Origin of the sequence: Streptomyces sp. NPDC057099 (genome assembly GCF_042671245.1) — a bacterium.
GTDB lineage: Bacteria > Actinomycetota > Actinomycetes > Streptomycetales > Streptomycetaceae > Streptomyces > Streptomyces purpurascens.
Genome location: NZ_JBHUTX010000013.1, coordinates 68,030 through 85,300, shown reverse-complemented (window position 1 = coordinate 85,300; position 17,271 = coordinate 68,030). Strand labels below are relative to the sequence as shown.

Here is a 17,271-nt window from a genome sequence, read left to right as displayed (position 1 = left end):
GACCGATGGATCTGCAATCGCTCATCACGCTCACCACGGGCATCACCCTGCTGACGTGCGTCCTCGCGGTCGTCGGCCTGCACTCCTGGGCCACGGGCAAGGCACAGCGCCAGGCGCTCGTCGACCGCCTCTCCGCCACCGGCCAGATCCCGCTCGGCGGCCGTCGCCGGCACTTCCGGAACCTGGACCGCCGGCTGCGGCGCACCGGGCTGGGCAAGAAGCTGGAACTCCGCCTGGCGGCGACGGGCCTGGACATCACCCCGGGTGAGTTCTTCGTCTACATGCTCGCCACGGTCGCCGGCCTGTGGCTCATCGGCCAGGCGGCCCTCGCCCCGTTCTTCGGCCCGCTGGCGGGCCTGCTCGGCATCGGGGTCGCCGTGCAGTTCCTCAACTGGCAACGCCAGAAACGCATCGAGAAGTTCATCAACCAGCTCCCCGAGATGGCCCGGATCCTCGCCAACGCGACCCAGGCCGGACTGGCTCTGCGCACGGCGATCGGCATGGCGGCGGAGGAGATGGAGGCCCCGGCGGGCGAAGAACTGGGCAAGGTCTCCGCGCAGCTGGCGGTGGGCGCGTCGCTGGACGAGGCACTCGACGAGATGGCGGACCGCCTCCCGTCCCGCGAACTGGTCGTCCTCGTCACCACCCTCGTCCTGTCCAACCGGGCGGGCGGCCAGGTCGTGAGCGCCCTGCGGAACCTGACGGAGACCCTGGAGGAACGCAAGGAGACCCGACGCGAGGTCCGCACCCAGCTGTCCCAGGTCAGCATGACGTCGTACGCCGTGCCGGTCCTGGGCGTGGGCTCGCTCTTCCTGATGAACGGGGTGAAGGACGGCGCCCTGGACCGCATGACCGGCTCCGCCTTCGGCCAGGGGGCGGTCATCATCGCCTTCGCGCTCTACGCCGTCGGTTTCGTCCTCATCCGCCGCCTGTCCCGCATCGACGTCTGAGAAGCCAGGAGGGAACGGAATCCATGGGACTTCTCCTCGCCCTGCTGATGGGCCTCAGCATCTGGGGCATCTTCGCCGGCATCCGCATGTACCGCGCCGAGGCGAAGCTGCCGGGGGACCTCGCGTTGGCCCTGGAGGTCGGCTCCACGCGCACCGGAGCGGTCGACTCGCTCATCGACCGCATGGGCATGCGCTACGCCCCCGCGGTGCTGCGCCTGATGGGCCCCAAGCAGGTGGCCAAGTACCGCCGCAAGATCGATCTGGCGGGCAACCCGGGCGGCCTGACGATCGACCGCTACGCGGCCCGCCGGGCGGTCTACGGGGCCCTGGGCGGGGTCGGCTTCCTGGTCTTCCTGATGCGGGGCCAGCTCCTGGTCGCCCTCCTCCTGCTCGCCTTCGGCGCGTTCTGGACGGAGGTCGGCATCTGGTCGGCCATCCGCATCCGCAAGGACGTCATCGAACGGACCCTGCCGGACTTCCTGGACGTCCTGGCGGTCGTGGTGAGCGCCGGCCTCGGCTTCCGCCAGGCCCTGGACCGGGTCGCGTCCAAGTACGAGGGCCCCTGGGCGGACGAACTGCGCATCACCCTCCGCCAGATGGACCTCGGCATGAGCCGCCGCCAGGCCTTCGCGGAACTGCGGCGCAGGAACGACTCCGAGCAGGTCGCCATGTTCGTCACGGCGCTGCAGCAGGGCGAGGAACTGGGCGCGCCGATCGTCGACACGCTGGTGGCCCTCGCCAAGGACATGCGGCGCACGGACGCGCAGAACGCCCGCCGCAAGGCGGCCCGGGCCGTTCCCAAGGCCACGATGATGATCACGACCTTCATGGTCCCGGCCACGATGCTCCTCCTCGGCGCCGGCCTGATCCTCGGCTCGGGCACGGACTTCGGCTCGGTCACGGGCAAGTAGGGGAGGCGAGCGACAGCATGTCGATGACAGGGGAACGCGCCGGGCTGCTGCGCCGCCGCCCCAAGACCCCGGAGATCACCACACCACCGGCGGGCACGGTCCTCCCGTCCCACGTCCGCACGGGCGCGCCGGACATCCCGGTGACGTCGGCGACACCGGCGTTGCCGCCGGGGTGGGAGCGGGTGGAGGGCGTGGGAGTCATCCCTGCGCAGGTCCCGACACCTGGGGCGGCGACCGGCGAGCCGGAACCGCACACGAGCGGTCGGTCAGCCGCCGATGGCGCTCAGCCTCAGCTGGGGCCACCCGCACCCGACAACGAAAGCCGCACGGGCGGTGCGGGTGGGAACCCCATCCCGGCCGAAGGCCGGCACACCCCCCCAAGCCCCGCGATCGACATCCAGGTCAACGCCCTACAGGCACTGTCCCGACAGGTCTTCGGCTTCCGCCTGGCCATGATCGCCCTGGCCACCCCCACCGCCCTCGTCAACGCCAACGAGGGCCTCCCCACCCGCCTGGTAGGCGCAGCCGTAGTCGTCACCTTCATGACCTCCTACGTCCTCTTCAGGGACTGGGAACGCTTCGGCCCTCTCCTCCTCCGCCACCCCACCCTCCTCGCCGCGGACACCCTCTTCGGCGCCCTCCTCCTCATCTCCGCAGGCCCCGACAGCACCCTCGCCTACGTCAGCGTCTGCACCCCCCTCCTGGCCGGCCTCGTCTACGGCTGGCGAGGAGCGGCCGTCTTCGCCAGCCTCCAGGCCCTCCTGCTCCTCCTCATCCACGCGGCACAGGAGAACCCGGCCCCCGGCCTCGCCGAGTCGACCCTCCTGCCCGGCCTCTGCGTCATCGCCGGCGCCGTCGGCTCCAGCCTCCGCAACCTCATGCTCCGCTTCGGCGCGGCCACCCAGGCCCTCACCACCGTCCAGGCCCGGCTCGCCGTAACGGAAGCGGTGAGCGCCGAACGCGCCCGCTTGGCCCGCGAGATGCACGACTCAGTCGCGAAAACCCTGCACGGCGTAGCGCTGGCCGCAGACGGCCTGGCAGGCTCCACAGCCACCGACCGGATGAACCCCACCCTGATCAGACAGCAGGCGGCCCTCGTCGCCCGCTCAGCCCGCCGGGCAGCCGCCGAATCCCGCGAACTCCTGGCGGACCTGCGCCGCGAATCCGACCCGGCCCAGGCCACGGACGTCCTGGTCGAACTAGCCGCCCGTACGCGCGACTTCAGCACTCGCACCGGACTCCCCGCCGTCTACCGCCCCACCGGCGAGCACTCCGTACCCCCCGTCCCGCCCGCGGTGGCCCGCCAGCTCCTCACCATCGCCGCGGAAGCGATGGAGAACGCCCACCGCCACGCACACCCCACCCGCGTCGATGTCAGCGCGGGCGTCCACGGCGACCTGCTCCGCATCAGCGTCTACGACGACGGAAGGGGCCTTCCCCCCGGCACGACCCTCGAACAACTCCGCCGGGCGGGCCACTTCGGCCTGGTCGGCATGGTCGAACGCGCCGCCTCGGTGGGTGCCCGCATCCGCATCGGCCGCGGCGGCCACCCCCAGGGCACGGAAGTCCGCCTGGAACTCCCCCTGGCCGCCCTGACCACCCCCACCGCGTAACCCACGACACGAGAGGAGGCCCCCGATGCCGGACCAGCCGCTCCCACCCCCACCCCCCGGTGCACCGCAGCCGCCGCAGAACCCGTTCGCCGACCTCCCGGGGCCCGCACAGCCGAGCCGCACCCTCCGGGTCGTCGTGGCCGACGACAACCCCGTGGTCCGCGCGGGCCTCACCGCGCTCCTCTCCGGCCGCGCGGACATCACGGTCGTGGCGGAGGCCGCCGACGGCCGCCAGGCCTACGAGGCAGCCCACCTGCACCGTCCGGACGTAGTCCTCCTGGACGTCCGCATGCCCGGCGTGGACGGCATCTCGGCCCTCCCGTACCTGGTGGGGATCGCCCCGGTCGTGATGCTGACGTACAGCAGGGAGTCGGAGATCGTCCAGGAGGCCCTGCGCCGAGGGGCGGGCGGCTACCTGGTCCACGGCGAGTTCACGGCCGACCAGCTGGTCGAAGCCGTACGGGACATCAAGCAGGGCAAGGCCCACTTCACCCCCACGGCGGCGGGCGCCCTGCTGGCCCAACTCCGCCAGGACCTGCCGCCGACACCACCCCTCCCCGAGGGCCTGGGCCAGTCATCAAATGCGACTGCATACGGAATTTCCCCCTCCGCAAACCCGCATACTCAATCTCAACCCCCCGCTCCACCAGCTCATTTGCATGCGCCCCACCTCCCACCCCCACCCATTTCTCCAGAAAACCTTTCGCAAGTGCAACCGCATGTGGGACAGTCATCGTCTGAATGGACGACGAGTGGCCGTCCGGCCGCTCCGGACAGGTCGCGGTACCAACTGAGCACGAGGGAGGCGGAGATCATGGACCTCATCGCATCCGGCATGAACAACCAGCAGATCGCCGCCACGTGCTTCATCAGCGAGAAGACCGTCAAGAACCACATCAACCGCATCTTCGCCAAACTCCACAGCACCAGCCGCTCCGAGGCCGCCGCCAAATGGATCGGCACGGCCCCGGACTCACACCGAGGACTGGGGTGACCTCCGGTGACGGTCTGGGGAAAGACCCGGTCGGGCCCGCGCGATTGGGCCCGGAATTGGGCCCTGGGGCCCTCTGACGGACGGCATGTCCCGCCGTACGTTCCTCCTGTCGAAAGCGACACAGCCGAAACCGGAGGGGAACACCATGAGCGACCTGATGCTGAAGACCGCCGTCGCGACCAAGGTCCGCGTGAACGGCTGGAAGAACACCACGGCCGAGGCGATGCGCCGCCGCGCCGGCGACAAGGGTCAGACGGCGGTCGAGTACCTGGGCATCATCGCGGTGGTGGTGGCGATCGTGCTGGCGATCACGGGTACGAACATCGGTCAGACGATCCTCAACAAGATCCAGGCGCAGATCGCCAAGGTCGCTCCTTGATGCGACCTCGCCGGTACGGCGACGCAGGGCAGGCCTTCCCCATCTACATCACGGTGGTGGGGGGCCTGCTCTTTCTCGCGTTCGCCTACTTCGCGGTCGGCCAGGCCGCGGCGAACAGGAACGGTGCCCAGACGGCCGCCGACGCGGCGGCGCTCGCGGCGGCTCAGGACAGGCGGGACCAACTCGCGGACGCGTGGGTGAAGGACGTACTCGACCCGAACAAATGGCAGGCCATCTTCGAGGGCAATGCCGAGGGTCTCACCCTGTCGTGTTGGCGCGCTTATCAGCTCGCCGAGCAGAACGACGCCGTAGTGGACTTCTGCGGGGATCCGGGGCCTCTGCGCTTTTCGGTCGAAGTTCAGACGAACAGGCCCATGGGAGACTCCATCGTCCCCGGCGAAGCGGGCCGGAAAGCGCATGCTTCCGCTGACGCCGTGATCGAGTCCCGCTGCGAATTCGATCCCCCGGCCGCGGGCGCCGGTCCCGACGTGCTGCCGGCGCTCTTGTGCAAGGGCGTGACCTGGGAGCTGGACCCGGACGATCTCGATGTTCTGCCGAAACCCGAGGACCTCTTCGACGTCCACCTGGCCGAACCACAAGCGAACGACGAGTGATGAAGGAAGCAGAGAGATGAGCATTCGGTTCACTGCGAAGGCCCGCAGGGGGATGGTCGCGCTGACTGCTGTGGCCGGACTGGCCCTCGGCGTGGCCGGTTGCGGCGGTGGTGGAGACGGCGAAGACAAGAAGCCGAACTCTTCGGCGCCCGCTTCAAAGGAAGGCGGATCCCAGCCGAGTGCTCAGGAGGGACAATCCGAGACGCCCCTGGTCGAGGTCAAGGGCACCGAGGGACTTCTCCTTCAAATCACCTCTGCGACGAGGGACGCGGGTGGGTTCGTCACGGTAAGCGGGAACTTGAAGAACGACGGCGCGAAGTCGGCAGTCATCCCATCTCAGATGAGCGGCGACGAAACCGAAGTCATCAAGCACGGTCCCTCGATGGGGGGCGCGACCCTCGTGGATCCCAAGGGCAAGAAGCGCTATTACGTACTCCGCGACACGGATGGGCGGCCGCTGACCACGACCGGCTTCGGAACCCTCGAAGCGGGCCAGACGCTTCCGGTGTTCATGCAGTTCCCTGCCCCACCCGCAAGCACGACCGATGTGACCCTGCAACTGCCGACATTCTCCAGCGGCACCGTCAAGATCTCCGGGTGAGGCCCGCCATGACCCCTACGCGCACCCGAACGGCGACTCCACGCCTCGCCCTGGTCCTCACCGCCGCCACCCTCATGGTCGCCACGAACATCTACGGCGCCGTCTCGGCCCACGCCGACGAGACCCCCGGCGTCCCCCCTGGCACCGAGGCCTCCCCCTCCGCCCCCGTCGAGGTCGACCCCAACGACCCCGACCTCAAACTCCCCGAAGGCGCCACCCTCGCCTCCGCCAAGGTCCTCGACATCAAACAGGTCGTAGAAGACCAAAGCGGCGACGAACGCCGAGAAGACACCAACGCCGACGTCAAGTTCGCCCTCCAGGCCGAGGTCCTCTTCGGCAAGGACAGCGCGAAACTCGGCGCGGAGGCGAAGTCCCGTATCTCCGCGATCGCCGAGGAGATCAAGACACAGAACGCGACGAAGATCCGTGTCTTCGGCTTCACGGACAACCTCGGTTCCTCCGCCCACGGCGACGTCCTGTCCAGGCAACGCGCAGACGCCGTACAGAACGTCCTGGACCAGCAACTGACCGACTCCAACGTCACCTACGAGGTACGCGGCTACGGCGAGCAGTACCCGATCGCGGACAACTCCTCGGAACCAGGCCGCAAGAAGAACCGCCGGGTCGAGGTCTCCTTCCCCCGCTCGGAGAACTGACCACAGCGAACGTCGCCCGTCAGGGGATCAACCGGAGGGAGGTCAGCCCCTGCTGCGGAGCACGTCGAGGACGTGGGGCCAGGCAGCCGTCCCCAAGAGCGCGTCGGCTTCGGGCGTGCCCCCGTACTGGAAGCGCGGGGATGCCGACGCTGGTCTCTCGCAGGGGAAACGCGGTCGGTGACCGGCATCGCGGTGGGTGATGAGGCGCACCGTGGCCCCGACCGAGCGCCGGCGCTGTGCCAGTTGTTCGGCGAAGGGAAGAGAGGGCCACATGGCATCGTCGCCGCCTGCGACCAGCAGCAGATCGGCCCTCGCTCTGTCCACGGGGATCTCTGCTGGAGGCAGCAGACCAGCGAACGTCCGCTCGCTCAGTTCGTACCACCCGCGGATGGCGACCGGCCCACCGTCCGTCTCCGCGGGAGTCCAGGAATCGTCCAGCGGAACGAAAGGCACCGCTCGCTCCCGCCAGGTCCAGGACGATCGGTAGGGGCGGACGGCTCCATCGCGCCCCGGCCCGACGTTGCACCAGACCCGGGACGTGGGCGACATCGCGACGACAACGTCCACGCGCGGATCGTGCACCGCCGTGAGCAGCGCCGCCTCAGCCCCTTTGGAGGTGCCCAGAATGCCGATGCGCCGTGCCCCGTTCAACCGGAGCAGGTCGACGGCGGCGGTGAACGTCTCCAGAGGGATCTCACAGATCCCCGGGGACTGCCCCGGCCCGCCGAACCAGCGGATCGACATGGCCGTCATGCCCTGCTGGGCAAGCATGCGGGCCCTCTCCCGTTCGACGCGCCCGCTCGACCCCGCCAGGACCAGGACACCGATTCCCCTGTCGCGGGCGGGAGCGACCAGCACGCCTTCACACGGATCGGTCAGCTCACGCTCAGTGACATCCACCTGGTCCCCTCCCGTCGGTCCGCCTCAACCCGTCAGCGCAGCCAGATCGGCGTTGCCCTCCTCCTGGGAACGACCGTCCCCGTCCCGCATGGCCACCGGCCGTCTCCATCCTGTGGTCCCAAGTGGACTCGCCCTCCGGAGTCTCCTGAGGGCATCCGCCGAGGTCACCACACCGTCGCGTGTCATGTATCGCGGATCCTGCAGCGACGGCGACGAGAGGGACGTCGACACACGGGTGACGGCGACCAAGGCGTCGCGGACGTACGCATCCTGGCCGGCCTCCCTCGCACGCCCCTACAACAGGTGATCGGCCTTCCCCGCCTTGATCTCGAGGATGAGAGCACGGAGAGCCTCCCGACTGTCGGTGACGTGGTGCTCCTCCTGCCCGGCGACGGCGATGTAGGCGTTGCCTTCGGGGTCGGTGCCTATGCGGAAGCAGTTGTTGCCCTCGCCGCAGTACGGGTCTTCCCAGTCGATGCCGGTCACGGTGGCTTCCTTAGGGTCAGAGTTCACGGGCGACGCGGCGGATGAGGTCACGTGAGGCCACCGTTGGCAGCGCCGCGTCGTCCATCCAGTCCAGGTGAGCACGGTACTTGGTGAGCTGGGCCTCCGCGCCGGTGAATTCCGGCCCGTGCGCGGAGTCCAGCTGCACGGTGTCGAGTTGGGGCACTGCCCCGTCCGCGTACAGCAGGGCATGCCCTGCCCCGGGGAAGCCGCCCACGCTCGTCGGGACGATCCGTACGTCGATGGTGTCGTGCCCGGACCGCTCGGCCAGGAGCTCCAGCTGCTGCCGGGTCACCTCGATACCGCCGTAGGGCATGCGAAGCGCGGCTTCGTGTACGTACGCGACGTACGGCAGCGCCCCGGGCCGGTCGAAGACCTGCTGCCGTTCCATGCGATGGGCCACGCGCAGCTCCACCTCCAGCCGGCTCAGCGCCGGGAGCACGGCGGCGAAGACGGCGCGGGCGTACTCCTCGGTCTGAAGCAGTCCCGGGACGTGCATGACCTGAGCGGTCCGCACCCGCGTCGCGTGCCACTCCAACTCGGCGATGTCCAGCAGCCCGGCGGGCAGAGTCCCCCGGTGGCTCTCCCACCAGCCCCGCTCCTTGCTCTCGGCCATCGAGGCCAGTGCATCGACATAACACCCATCAGAGCAGGCGTAGTTGCAAGCCAGAGTGCGCACCCGCTCGGCCGAGAAGGGACGGATTCCCGACTCCATGTTGGACAACCGGGTCCGGTCGATTCCAAGCAGGCCTGCGGCGTACTCCGTGCTTGCCCCCGCCGTCAGCCGCATCTTCCGCAACTCGGCGCCCAGGCGCTTCTGTCGCTCCGTCGGCGTACTTCTCGTGGCCATGCCGCCCCTTCTCCGCAGTGGTGCCCTCAGTCTGCCGTGCACGACAGCGAGGCACGGTAGGGGTAATTATCTCCAAGTTGATGGACACTGTGACTCCGCAGCCCATACAGTCCGTGACAGATCGACTACAAAACTTCCGCCGAGAACGGAAGCGCATCACGCGAGCCCGCCCGCGCGACGAGCCACCCGGCGGAGTCCAACGCTCCTCCCCGACCACGGAGTTGCCATGGCCGCACTTGTCACGACCTGCGCGTCCCCATCCACCGTCACGGCCACCACACCCCCGCCTCCCCAAACCCTCGCCTACAGCCTCACGCTCCCGGCCGCACTCCAGAGCCCGGCCATCGCGCGCACGGCGACCCGGACGATCCTGCGAGCCCACGGCCTCGGGGACGTGACCGACGCGGCGGTACAGGTGGTGAGCGAACTGACGTCCTGTGCCTGCCGTTTCACACCCGCCGCCGAGGTCTACGTATCACTGCGCTACCGGGATTCCGCCCTGCGCGTCATCCTCTTCGACGGCCACCCGCGTCACACGAACCCCCGTCTGGCGGCCGCCTGCGACACCCGCCGCCGGGCGGCACTCCGGGTGCTCGCCTGCGTCGTCAGGGCGTGCGGCGGCGACTGGGGTTTCGGTGACGCGCGAGAACCGGGCGGCGGCACGCGCATGTGGGCGGTACTGCCGCACCAGGGCGCCCGCGCCTACCTGCGAAACCGCTAACCCGGCCATTTGGGCCCTCATTTGGGGCCATGGACCCATCCCGCCCCGAAGGCCCCTCCCTACTCTCAGGCCCGTGTCGTAGACCGAAGGGGGCGAGGCATGGCCTGGATCGGGGCAGCTCCGGAGCCCGGCGGGGTATGGCCGTCAGGACGTGGCGGACGCCGGCCCATGCCCGGCTCGCTCGCGACAGCACTCGTCCTCGTCCACGCCCTCTTCGCGATCACGGTCGTCGGGGGCCTCGGCCTGCTGCTCACGGCGGCCTCGTACGACGCGGTCGATGGCGGCGTCCTCGCCTTGACCGCGTACGGTGCCGCCCCTGGGGCCCTCGGCTGGTGGCTGGCCCGGCGTACGTGGCTGGGCGGGGTGAGGATCTGGGTCGGCCTGATCGCCGTGCAGGCATGGCTGATCGCCGGCGCGATCACCAATATCGCCGACGGATCACAGCGTGGTTTCACCCAGCTCTTTGTCCCCACCTTCGTCCTCTACTTCCTGACCCGCAAGGACACCCGAAACTGGTACCGCCTCCCCGACGATGCCCGAGCCGAACGCCGCCCCTTCTCCCTGCCCCGGATGATCCGCTGGCGCCGGGACGAGGGCCAGACGGCGGTGGAGTACGCGGGACTCATCGCGGTCGTGGCCGCGATCATCACCGCCCTCGTCGTCAGCGGCCTGGGCGCGCAGATCTACGGGGGCCTTCAGTCGGCGATCTGCAAGGTCACGGGAACGGCCTGTGCTGCGGCCCCGGCGTCCGGTGAGGGCACGGGCCTACGGGCCGGAGAAGGACCGCGGCGGCCCGACGACGCCAATGCTTCCGACAATCCGGGCGAGAACGAGTACGGAGAGAAGGACGACGAAGAGAAGGACGACGACGGCTGCTTCTCCGGATTCGGCGCCTTCTTCGGCTGCACGGGCGACCAGCTCAAGCAAGTCGGCGAAGGCCTCTTCGTGGACGGCATCGGCGGCGAACTCAAGGGCATCTGGGACACCGTCACCAATCCGCTCGACACCCTGGACGGCCTCAAGGACTACGGCGGCCTCATCGCCGACCAGTGGTCGCAGGACGCCAAGGACGCCGGCGACAAATGGGCGAAGGGCGACTACTTCGACGCCCTCACCGACTGGGGCGGCGCGACCCTGAACTCGGGCGGAAAGATCCTCGACGACATGTTCATCGGGGAGGAGGTCCGCGACCAGTGGAACAACGGCAACAAGACCCGCGCCGTCACCACGGTCGTATGGAACGTCGGCTCCCTCTTCATCCCCGGCTACGGCGAGGCCAAGCTCTTCGGGAAACTCGGCAAGCTGGGCAAACTCGGAAAACTCGGCGACCTGGGCAAACTTACCGAGAAGGCGGCAGACGCAGCTGAGGACGCCAGGAAGGCGGCCAAGGCCGGCGACGTCAAGGGTGCTGAGGGCGCTGCGAAGCAGGCCGACGAGGCGGCGGACGAAGCCGAGAAGAAGGCCCGCGAATCCGGCTGCACCATCGCTGCCCCGGTCGGCAGGATGCCGTACGGCTCTATCCCGCATGAACCGGCGCCCATCACCGGCTCCTCCGGCACGGGTACCACGGTCTTGGCCGCCGGCCGCTCGGCCGCCTACGTCGTAGGAGCCGAGGACACGCCGTATGTCGTGCTCGCGGAGGACGGCTGCGACGAGGAGGCCAACCAGCAGGCCGGGGAGGCCCGGAAGGAAGCGGACGAGGCGGAACAGCAGGCGCTCGAGGCCCGGGCCGAGGCGGCCAAGGCCGCTCTGCGGGAGCAGGGCTCCTCCGTGCCCGACGACCAGATCGACGGGCTCGTCGACCGGGCCAAGGACAACCCGGACCCGAGCAAGGCTGAGATCAGCAAGAAGGACGTGGCCGACGCCCTCGACGAGATCGCCGACCTGGCTCGCCGCGAGAACGTCAACGGTGACGCCGCCGCGGCGCTGGAGGGCAAGGTCGCGAACGCTTCCGATGCCAACCAGTTGGCGGAGGCCCGTGCGGAGGTGAACGCCGTGCGACGCGCCGCCGACGACGCGGCACCTGGCACTCAGGTGGACGCTGGTGTCGGCGGCAAGATGAACCGGAAGGAGGCTGACCTGGGCAACGGGGAGAAGGCGAATCTCGACGAGATCCCTGACGCCGACGTCGTCTACAAGGGCAGGAGCGGCACCATCCACGTCAAGGAGGTCAAGAACGCCGGGTCGGCCACGCGCAAGGCGGATTTCGCCAACCAGGTCGAGCGGCTCAGGAAATGGGCGAGTAAGGAGCCTGGCCGCAAGGCCACCGTGGAGATCGAGACGACGGATCGTTGGACGTCGATCTTCAGCGAGTTCAAGCCCGCCCGGAACGGCAAGCCGGCGAAGGACACCCGGACGGCGGCCGGTGAGATGGCAAAGAATGACGTGGACGTGAAGGTGGCGGGCCAGGGCCTGTCCGCCGACCAGCTCGGCAGAATGCAGCGTGCCGTCGACGAACGGACGGCGAACGGCACGATGGACTGGTCGAAGATGAAGGACCCGGAGGGTGCCAAGGTGTACCTGGGCATCGACTGAGCTGGCGACGGAGACGAGACGTTGGTGGGAAGCAGGAATGAGTGAGTCGGGCGCAGAGCCGAATGCCGAGGAGATGTGGGATCCGCAGGTCATGCGGTGGCACGATCCGGAGGGCGACTACGTCCTGCCCCGCGCTCTGCGGTCCCTGCCACAGCCCTGGGACGAGTGCGACTGGAGTCGGATCGCGGAACTGCCCCGTACCGACGAGCGGTTGGCGGAAGCTCGAAGCGTGTTGACTGTACTCGTGGATGACCCGGAACTGGCTCCGCGTGTGCCTCAGCCCCCGTCGCCCGGTCTGTTGCGGCACGTATGGGAGGAGTTTCATCACGCCGTCGGGACGAGCATGCCCCGCATGAGCCAGGTGACATGGGCCGGAGTGGACGAGCTTGTCCGCGCGTGGCGAGATCGGCCGCAGCTGTATCCGCTGCAGCGGCACGTCGTCCGGCATGTCGAAGCGGCGATGCTGGCCATGATCCCGTCGCTGCGGGACGACATCGCCGACTCGGCGTTCCGCTGGCTGGCTCTCGACCCCGATCCGGGCCGCTTCGCCGACTGGGCGATGGGACTGGCCGAGCGTTGCGTAACTGAGGACATCGGTGCCGACCCTGCCATCGAACTGCTGGGCGCGATGGGCAGCCCAGAGGCCAGGGCGGCACTTGAGCGCCTGTCGGTGAAGCCGGGCGGCCCGGCGAGTTGGGCGAACGCGGAAGCGGCACAGAGCACGCTCTTCGATTTGGGAAACGACGGAACGAGCCTCTGACTCGGAACCGGAGATCGTGGGCATGGACCGCAACGAGCACGCCGTAGCCCAGGAGATCGCCAGGGCGAACGGCGACGTGAAGTCCCCGGCGGCCGTGGCGTGGCCCCAAGGCCGAGACAGCGCACGAATGGGACCCGGCGATGATTCATGACCTGCTACTGGTTGGCGCCCCGGTCTCGCCCGCGTCGCTCACCGAGGCCCTGGCAGAGGCGGTACAGACGGACGGCACCGACGTGGACGTGGCCGACCGGGACGGCGACGAGAGCCAACGCGACTGGACCGCACCTGTCCTGTGCGGCTACATCAGACTGCGCGGCGACCTGTCGTTGGCCCTGGACATCTACGTAGAGGACGTCCTGGTCAATGAGGCACCGCCCGAGCCCGAACTCGCACGACGCCTGGCGGCAGCGCTGGGTGTTCCCGTCCTGTACCCAGCCGAGGAGGACCTTCCGCCGTCGGCATACTGGCTGGCCACCTCTTCGGGACGGTCCGTCCGCGCCCGTCTGCTGTCCTCGGACGACGAACCACCCGTGCACGTGATCGACGCGATCGAAGAGCCGGTCCCCGACCTGCCCCGGGCAACCATCGAGATCCTCCCGGAGATCCTCGACAGAGAGCCCATCCCCACCCCCGTCTCCGACACCGTCCTCGCCACCCTCCCCCCAGGCACGGCAGCGACCGCCGAAGGCCAGGTACACCACCACCTCCGCGTGTGGGAAAGACTGACCCGCCGACTCCTGTCCGACTGGGCCCCTTCGGGCCACTACCGAGCGGACCTCTTCCACCGCGACCTGGAAGCCAGGGACGCCCTGGAACGGCTCATCCCGAAGCTGGGCAAGACACACACGGACGCCCTACGGGACGCGGTCACCCGCCTCGACCGAACATTCAGCGAGCACACCGCCCCCAAGCCCACACCAGACGACGGGGGAGCGCCCCCCTGGTGGCGGAACCGCGTCCCTCGCCACGCCCCTTGGTAGTAGGTCCACGCCGCTACACAGCTTCAACAGGACGGCACGCTTAACCCCCACTCACGACGACCTCCACCCCGGCACCCTCCCGCACCCCCCACTCACTCATCACTCCAGCCTCCGTCTCCACCACATGCCGAGCCCGCAGCCGAGGCATCCCCAGCCGCCCCGGCCGCATGGTGCGCACGGCGATGACACGAAGGTGTCGATCGAGATAGGCGACATCGATCGGCATGCGCATACGAAAGGTGTGCACGCTATTGGCGGGGGAGAGCAGAATCGCCCCCTCGACGGAATCCCGCCCCAACAGCCCTTTCGTACGGGCCCGGTACGAGGTGGCGATCTCCAACGGAACACGGGCGGACGGCTCCCCACCACCCCCGCGCACGACCAACTCCCCACGCCCGTCCCGCCAGCGCCGCCTCATACCGGCCCACCTCCGACCGTGCCACCTGTCGCCTATCACCTGCTGTCCGAACCCGAACGTATCCGCAGGCGAGTAGGCCCCACATAGGCCCACGGGCCCAACCTCTTTGCCGGACCCTTTGCTGGTTCGTGACTGAAACGCCCCGCACAGCCCCCCCCAATGGGCCGACAAATCACTGCGTTATGCAACCGTTACGGCTCATGGCGGTCGGCGAATCGGACGGCGTCATCCGTCAGCAGTTCATCGACCGCTTGGCATCGGGCCAGCAACTCCTTCGTGCACTGCGTGAGGTGGGCACGGTCCCTTGCTCCCTGGGCGCGCACCGCGACGACGTGGAGGCAGGCAGCGGAGCAATCCTCCACTCCCTCTTCACAGTGTCCTGGCGAGACATCGCGTGGTCCCCACGGGCCGTGAGCGCGGCGCGGGCAGTGGCCGCAGCGGAGCTGCACTCCCACATCGAGTACTCGTACCTGCCCGGTGGTCCCGCTTCAATGGGCGAGACGGTGCGCACGCCGGCTCCCGAATCCGGTCTTCTGCCGACCCCATTGCTCCGTAGGACACCTGGACCAGGTGGGCCTGCCCAACATGATGGTTGGTTCGTAGGGAACGTGCAGGGCACGAAATGTCCTGTCCTTCGCCGCTCGGCCCGGGTAGGAAGAGCATCATGACCGAACTCGGAGCCGTCTTCCGCCCCCAACTCGCCCCCGAACGCCTGCGTTCAGTCTCCGAAGCAGCGGAGGCGGCAGGCCTAGAACAACTCTGGCTCTGGGAAGACTGCTTCCGAGAGGGAGGTATCTCCACCGCCGCCGCAGCCCTCGCATGGACCGAGCGGGTGCGGGTCGGGGTCGGGCTGTTGCCCGTGCCGTTGCGGAACGTGGCCGTCACGGCCATGGAGGCGGCCTCGCTGCACCGGATGTTCCCGGGGCGGGTGATCGTCGGTGTGGGGCATGGTGTGCAGGACTGGATGGGGCAGGTGGGGGCGCGGGTCGAGTCGCCGGTGACGTTGTTGCGGGAGCATCTCCTCGCGCTTCGGGCCCTGTTGGGTGGGGAGCGGGTGACCACCGAGGGGCGGTACGTGAAGCTGGACGACGTCGCGCTCGACTGGCCGCCGGAGGGTGGGGGAGTCGGCGTGCTGGCCGGGGCCACCGGGCCGCGGTCGCTGCGGCTCACCGGGGAGGCCGCCGACGGGACGATCCTCACCGCCGCCACCAACGCCGAGGGCGTGCGCAAGGCGCGGCAGCTCGTCGACGCAGGGCGGGAGGCCGCCGGGCGAGGAGCCGGACCGCATCCCGTCGTCGTGTATCTGCTCACCGCGACCGGGGCCGGCGCCGCCGACCGGCTCCGTGCCGAGCTGGCCGACGAGGGGCTCGAGTCCGTTCCCGATCTCGGGGTCGCCGGGGACGCCGGTGCCGTCGCCGAGGCCGTCGAGCGGCTGGCCGAGGCCGGGGCCGACACCGTGGTGCTGCAACCGACCGGTGACGAGCCCGACCCGGAGGGGTTCGTGCGGTTCGTCGCGGAAGAAGTGCGTCCGCTCGTTCCCTGAGGCCGGATGGTTTCCCCGAGGGCCGTTGTCAGTGGCGGCTGCCACACTCCCGACATGAGTGATGACGACGTCGACGTACGGCTGCGGGCCATGGTGGAAGCCGATCTGGAGTTCTTCCTGGCGTACGAGCATGATCCGGAAGCCGTCCGGCGGTCCAGGTTCACGCCCCGGCCCCGCGACGCGTTCATGAGGCACTGGAAAGCCAAGGTCCTCGGGGACGACACCGTCTTCGTGCGGACCGTGACCGTGGACGGAGACGTCGCCGGCAGCGTCGTCGCCTGGTGGGACGGGGACCGCCGCTTCCTCGGGTACTGGCTCGGACGCCCGTACTGGGGACGCGGCATCGGCAGCCGGGCCCTGGCCCTCTTCCTGGAGCGGGAGCGGAACCGGCCGCTGTACGCCGACCCCTTCAGCGGGAACGCCGGCTCCGTACGTCTCCTGGAGAAGCAGGGCTTCCGGCATGACGGCGTCGTCCGGCACGGAGACGACGAGCATGTCGTGCTGGTCCTGTCATGAGACCGCACCGCGCCTTCGAGGACCTCGTCGCCGAAGGGGCCTCCGTGCCCACGGAAGGCTGGGACTTCTCCTGGTTCGAGGGGCGGGCCACCGAGGCGCGGCCGTCCTGGGGGTATGCGACGTCGATGGCCGCGCGGCTGGGGCGGGCGGATGCCGTGCTCGACATCCAGACCGGGGGAGGGGAAGTCCTGGACTTCGCCCTTGCCCGTACGGCCCCCGCACAACCCCGGCTCGCCGTCGCCACCGAGGGCTGGCCGCCCAACGTCGCCAAGGCGACCGCCCTGCTCCGGCCGCGCGGAGTCGCGGTCGTCGCCGCTCCCGAGGACGCCCCGCTGCCTTTCGCCGACGGTGCCTTCGACCTGGTCGTGAGCCGGCATCCCGTCCGCCCGCACTGGGGCGAGATCGCCCGGGTCCTCCAGCCCGGAGGCACCTATTTCGCCCAGCACGTCGGGCCGGCCAGCGTCTTCGAACTCGTCGAGCACTTCCTCGGGCCCCAGCCGGACGAGGTGCGCGGCGGGCGCAGTCCCGACCGTGAGCGTGCCGACGCCGAGGCCGCCGGGCTCGACGTCGTCGATCTGCGGGCGGAGCGGCTGCGGATGGAGTTCCACGACATCGCCGCGGTCGTGCACTTCCTGCGCAAGGTCGTCTGGATGGTGCCCGGCTTCACCGTCGCGGCGTACGAGCCGCAGCTCCGCGCGCTGCACGAGCGGATCCGGGCCGAGGGGCCCTTCGTCGCCCACAGCACCCGGCACCTCTTCGACGCCCGCAAGCCGGACCCACCCGCCCTTCGCCGCCCCTGATCACGCGTACGGGCCCCACCGTCCCC

The 17,271-nt window shown here is 69.4% G+C and carries 19 protein-coding genes; 15 read left to right on the top strand and 4 right to left on the bottom strand.

Going from position 1 to position 17,271, the window contains the following annotated elements; all coding sequences use genetic code 11:
- Positions 1-5: 5 nt before the first annotated feature.
- The 8 genes from ACFT4A_RS19105 (at position 6) to ACFT4A_RS19070 (ending at position 6,718) form a co-directional block, all read left to right on the top strand.
- A complete protein-coding gene (locus tag ACFT4A_RS19105) occupies positions 6-950 on the top strand; it encodes a type II secretion system F family protein (protein WP_382831615.1) in 945 nt (314 codons plus the stop codon).
- A gap of 23 nt (positions 951-973) precedes the next feature.
- Positions 974-1,861, top strand: coding sequence for a DUF5936 domain-containing protein (locus ACFT4A_RS19100; RefSeq protein ID WP_382831612.1), 888 nt, complete (start codon positions 974-976; stop codon positions 1,859-1,861).
- 419 nt (positions 1,862-2,280) lie between these two features.
- Positions 2,281-3,474 carry a sensor histidine kinase gene (locus tag ACFT4A_RS19095; protein WP_382831812.1) on the top strand — a complete coding sequence of 398 codons (1,194 nt, stop codon included), beginning with the start codon at positions 2,281-2,283 and terminating at the stop codon, positions 3,472-3,474.
- Positions 3,475-3,499: 25 nt separating this feature from the next.
- Positions 3,500-4,468: a response regulator gene (locus ACFT4A_RS19090; RefSeq protein ID WP_382831610.1), complete on the top strand. Its 969-nt coding sequence runs from the start codon at positions 3,500-3,502 to the stop codon at positions 4,466-4,468.
- Positions 4,469-4,613: 145 nt separating this feature from the next.
- Complete coding sequence (locus tag ACFT4A_RS19085; RefSeq protein WP_382831607.1) at positions 4,614-4,847, top strand: hypothetical protein; 234 nt, start codon at positions 4,614-4,616, stop codon at positions 4,845-4,847.
- Positions 4,847-5,461: a pilus assembly protein TadG-related protein gene (locus tag ACFT4A_RS19080; protein ID WP_382831604.1), complete on the top strand. Its 615-nt coding sequence runs from the start codon at positions 4,847-4,849 to the stop codon at positions 5,459-5,461. Before ACFT4A_RS19085 ends, ACFT4A_RS19080 begins: the two co-directional genes overlap by 1 nt.
- A 16-nt stretch (positions 5,462-5,477) precedes the next feature.
- Complete coding sequence (locus ACFT4A_RS19075; protein WP_382831601.1) at positions 5,478-6,062, top strand: hypothetical protein; 585 nt, start codon at positions 5,478-5,480, stop codon at positions 6,060-6,062.
- An 8-nt stretch (positions 6,063-6,070) separates the two neighbouring features.
- Positions 6,071-6,718 carry an OmpA family protein gene (locus tag ACFT4A_RS19070; protein WP_382831599.1) on the top strand — a complete coding sequence of 216 codons (648 nt, stop codon included), beginning with the start codon at positions 6,071-6,073 and terminating at the stop codon, positions 6,716-6,718.
- A gap of 42 nt (positions 6,719-6,760) precedes the next feature.
- Here ACFT4A_RS19070 and ACFT4A_RS19065 read toward each other — a convergent pair whose 3' ends face one another.
- From ACFT4A_RS19065 to ACFT4A_RS19055, 3 genes are all read right to left on the bottom strand, one after another.
- A complete protein-coding gene (locus tag ACFT4A_RS19065; protein WP_382831597.1) occupies positions 6,761-7,489 on the bottom strand; it encodes an acyl-CoA thioester hydrolase/BAAT C-terminal domain-containing protein in 729 nt (242 codons plus the stop codon).
- Positions 7,490-7,912: 423 nt separating this feature from the next.
- A complete protein-coding gene (locus ACFT4A_RS19060) occupies positions 7,913-8,104 on the bottom strand; it encodes a hypothetical protein (RefSeq protein ID WP_382831594.1) in 192 nt (63 codons plus the stop codon).
- Between the two features lie 16 nt (positions 8,105-8,120).
- Positions 8,121-8,972, bottom strand: a complete 852-nt coding sequence (locus ACFT4A_RS19055; RefSeq protein ID WP_382831591.1) for a helix-turn-helix domain-containing protein — start codon at positions 8,970-8,972, stop codon at positions 8,121-8,123.
- Between the two features lie 226 nt (positions 8,973-9,198).
- Here ACFT4A_RS19055 and ACFT4A_RS19050 point away from each other — a divergent pair, with 226 nt between their 5' ends.
- The 4 genes from ACFT4A_RS19050 (at position 9,199) to ACFT4A_RS19035 (ending at position 13,968) form a co-directional block, all read left to right on the top strand.
- Positions 9,199-9,693, top strand: coding sequence for an ATP-binding protein (locus ACFT4A_RS19050; RefSeq protein ID WP_382831588.1), 495 nt, complete (start codon positions 9,199-9,201; stop codon positions 9,691-9,693).
- Between the two features lie 168 nt (positions 9,694-9,861).
- Positions 9,862-12,228 (top strand): hypothetical protein, encoded by a 2,367-nt coding sequence (locus ACFT4A_RS19045; protein ID WP_382831586.1) that lies wholly within the window; start codon positions 9,862-9,864, stop codon positions 12,226-12,228.
- A gap of 352 nt (positions 12,229-12,580) precedes the next feature.
- The gene (locus tag ACFT4A_RS19040; protein ID WP_382831583.1) at positions 12,581-12,988 is read left to right on the top strand and encodes a hypothetical protein; all 408 of its coding nucleotides are present in this window, start codon (positions 12,581-12,583) and stop codon (positions 12,986-12,988) included.
- 140 nt (positions 12,989-13,128) lie between these two features.
- Positions 13,129-13,968 (top strand): hypothetical protein, encoded by an 840-nt coding sequence (locus ACFT4A_RS19035; RefSeq protein ID WP_382831581.1) that lies wholly within the window; start codon positions 13,129-13,131, stop codon positions 13,966-13,968.
- Positions 13,969-14,008: 40 nt separating this feature from the next.
- Here the strand turns inward: ACFT4A_RS19035 and ACFT4A_RS19030 are convergent, their stop codons facing one another.
- Positions 14,009-14,386: a DUF192 domain-containing protein gene (locus tag ACFT4A_RS19030; protein ID WP_382831579.1), complete on the bottom strand. Its 378-nt coding sequence runs from the start codon at positions 14,384-14,386 to the stop codon at positions 14,009-14,011.
- A gap of 664 nt (positions 14,387-15,050) precedes the next feature.
- Here ACFT4A_RS19030 and ACFT4A_RS19025 point away from each other — a divergent pair.
- From ACFT4A_RS19025 to ACFT4A_RS19015, 3 genes are read left to right on the top strand one after another with little or no spacing between them, the layout of a single operon-like run.
- Positions 15,051-15,929 carry an LLM class flavin-dependent oxidoreductase gene (locus ACFT4A_RS19025; protein WP_382831576.1) on the top strand — a complete coding sequence of 293 codons (879 nt, stop codon included), beginning with the start codon at positions 15,051-15,053 and terminating at the stop codon, positions 15,927-15,929.
- A 54-nt stretch (positions 15,930-15,983) separates the two neighbouring features.
- On the top strand, positions 15,984-16,445 hold the full coding sequence (locus ACFT4A_RS19020; RefSeq protein ID WP_382831573.1) for a GNAT family N-acetyltransferase: 462 nt from the start codon (positions 15,984-15,986) through the stop codon (positions 16,443-16,445).
- Positions 16,442-17,245, top strand: a complete 804-nt coding sequence (locus tag ACFT4A_RS19015; RefSeq protein ID WP_382831570.1) for a class I SAM-dependent methyltransferase — start codon at positions 16,442-16,444, stop codon at positions 17,243-17,245. Before ACFT4A_RS19020 ends, ACFT4A_RS19015 begins: the two co-directional genes overlap by 4 nt.
- Positions 17,246-17,271 lie beyond the last annotated feature (26 nt).

Coding starts and splice junctions, on each gene's coding strand:
- ACFT4A_RS19040 (WP_382831583.1), top strand. CDS start 12,581: ATGAGCCAGGTGACATGGGCCGGAGTGGACGAGCTTGTCCGCGCGTGG.
- ACFT4A_RS19030 (WP_382831579.1), bottom strand. CDS start 14,386: ATGAGGCGGCGCTGGCGGGACGGGCGTGGGGAGTTGGTCGTGCGCGGG.
- ACFT4A_RS19025 (WP_382831576.1), top strand. CDS start 15,051: ATGACCGAACTCGGAGCCGTCTTCCGCCCCCAACTCGCCCCCGAACGC.
- ACFT4A_RS19075 (WP_382831601.1), top strand. CDS start 5,478: ATGAGCATTCGGTTCACTGCGAAGGCCCGCAGGGGGATGGTCGCGCTG.
- ACFT4A_RS19105 (WP_382831615.1), top strand. CDS start 6: ATGGATCTGCAATCGCTCATCACGCTCACCACGGGCATCACCCTGCTG.
- ACFT4A_RS19045 (WP_382831586.1), top strand. CDS start 9,862: ATGCCCGGCTCGCTCGCGACAGCACTCGTCCTCGTCCACGCCCTCTTC.
- ACFT4A_RS19050 (WP_382831588.1), top strand. CDS start 9,199: ATGGCCGCACTTGTCACGACCTGCGCGTCCCCATCCACCGTCACGGCC.
- ACFT4A_RS19085 (WP_382831607.1), top strand. CDS start 4,614: ATGAGCGACCTGATGCTGAAGACCGCCGTCGCGACCAAGGTCCGCGTG.
- ACFT4A_RS19020 (WP_382831573.1), top strand. CDS start 15,984: ATGAGTGATGACGACGTCGACGTACGGCTGCGGGCCATGGTGGAAGCC.
- ACFT4A_RS19015 (WP_382831570.1), top strand. CDS start 16,442: ATGAGACCGCACCGCGCCTTCGAGGACCTCGTCGCCGAAGGGGCCTCC.
- ACFT4A_RS19055 (WP_382831591.1), bottom strand. CDS start 8,972: ATGGCCACGAGAAGTACGCCGACGGAGCGACAGAAGCGCCTGGGCGCC.
- ACFT4A_RS19100 (WP_382831612.1), top strand. CDS start 974: ATGGGACTTCTCCTCGCCCTGCTGATGGGCCTCAGCATCTGGGGCATC.
- ACFT4A_RS19090 (WP_382831610.1), top strand. CDS start 3,500: ATGCCGGACCAGCCGCTCCCACCCCCACCCCCCGGTGCACCGCAGCCG.
- ACFT4A_RS19080 (WP_382831604.1), top strand. CDS start 4,847: ATGCGACCTCGCCGGTACGGCGACGCAGGGCAGGCCTTCCCCATCTAC.
- ACFT4A_RS19065 (WP_382831597.1), bottom strand. CDS start 7,489: ATGCTTGCCCAGCAGGGCATGACGGCCATGTCGATCCGCTGGTTCGGC.
- ACFT4A_RS19070 (WP_382831599.1), top strand. CDS start 6,071: ATGACCCCTACGCGCACCCGAACGGCGACTCCACGCCTCGCCCTGGTC.
- ACFT4A_RS19035 (WP_382831581.1), top strand. CDS start 13,129: ATGATTCATGACCTGCTACTGGTTGGCGCCCCGGTCTCGCCCGCGTCG.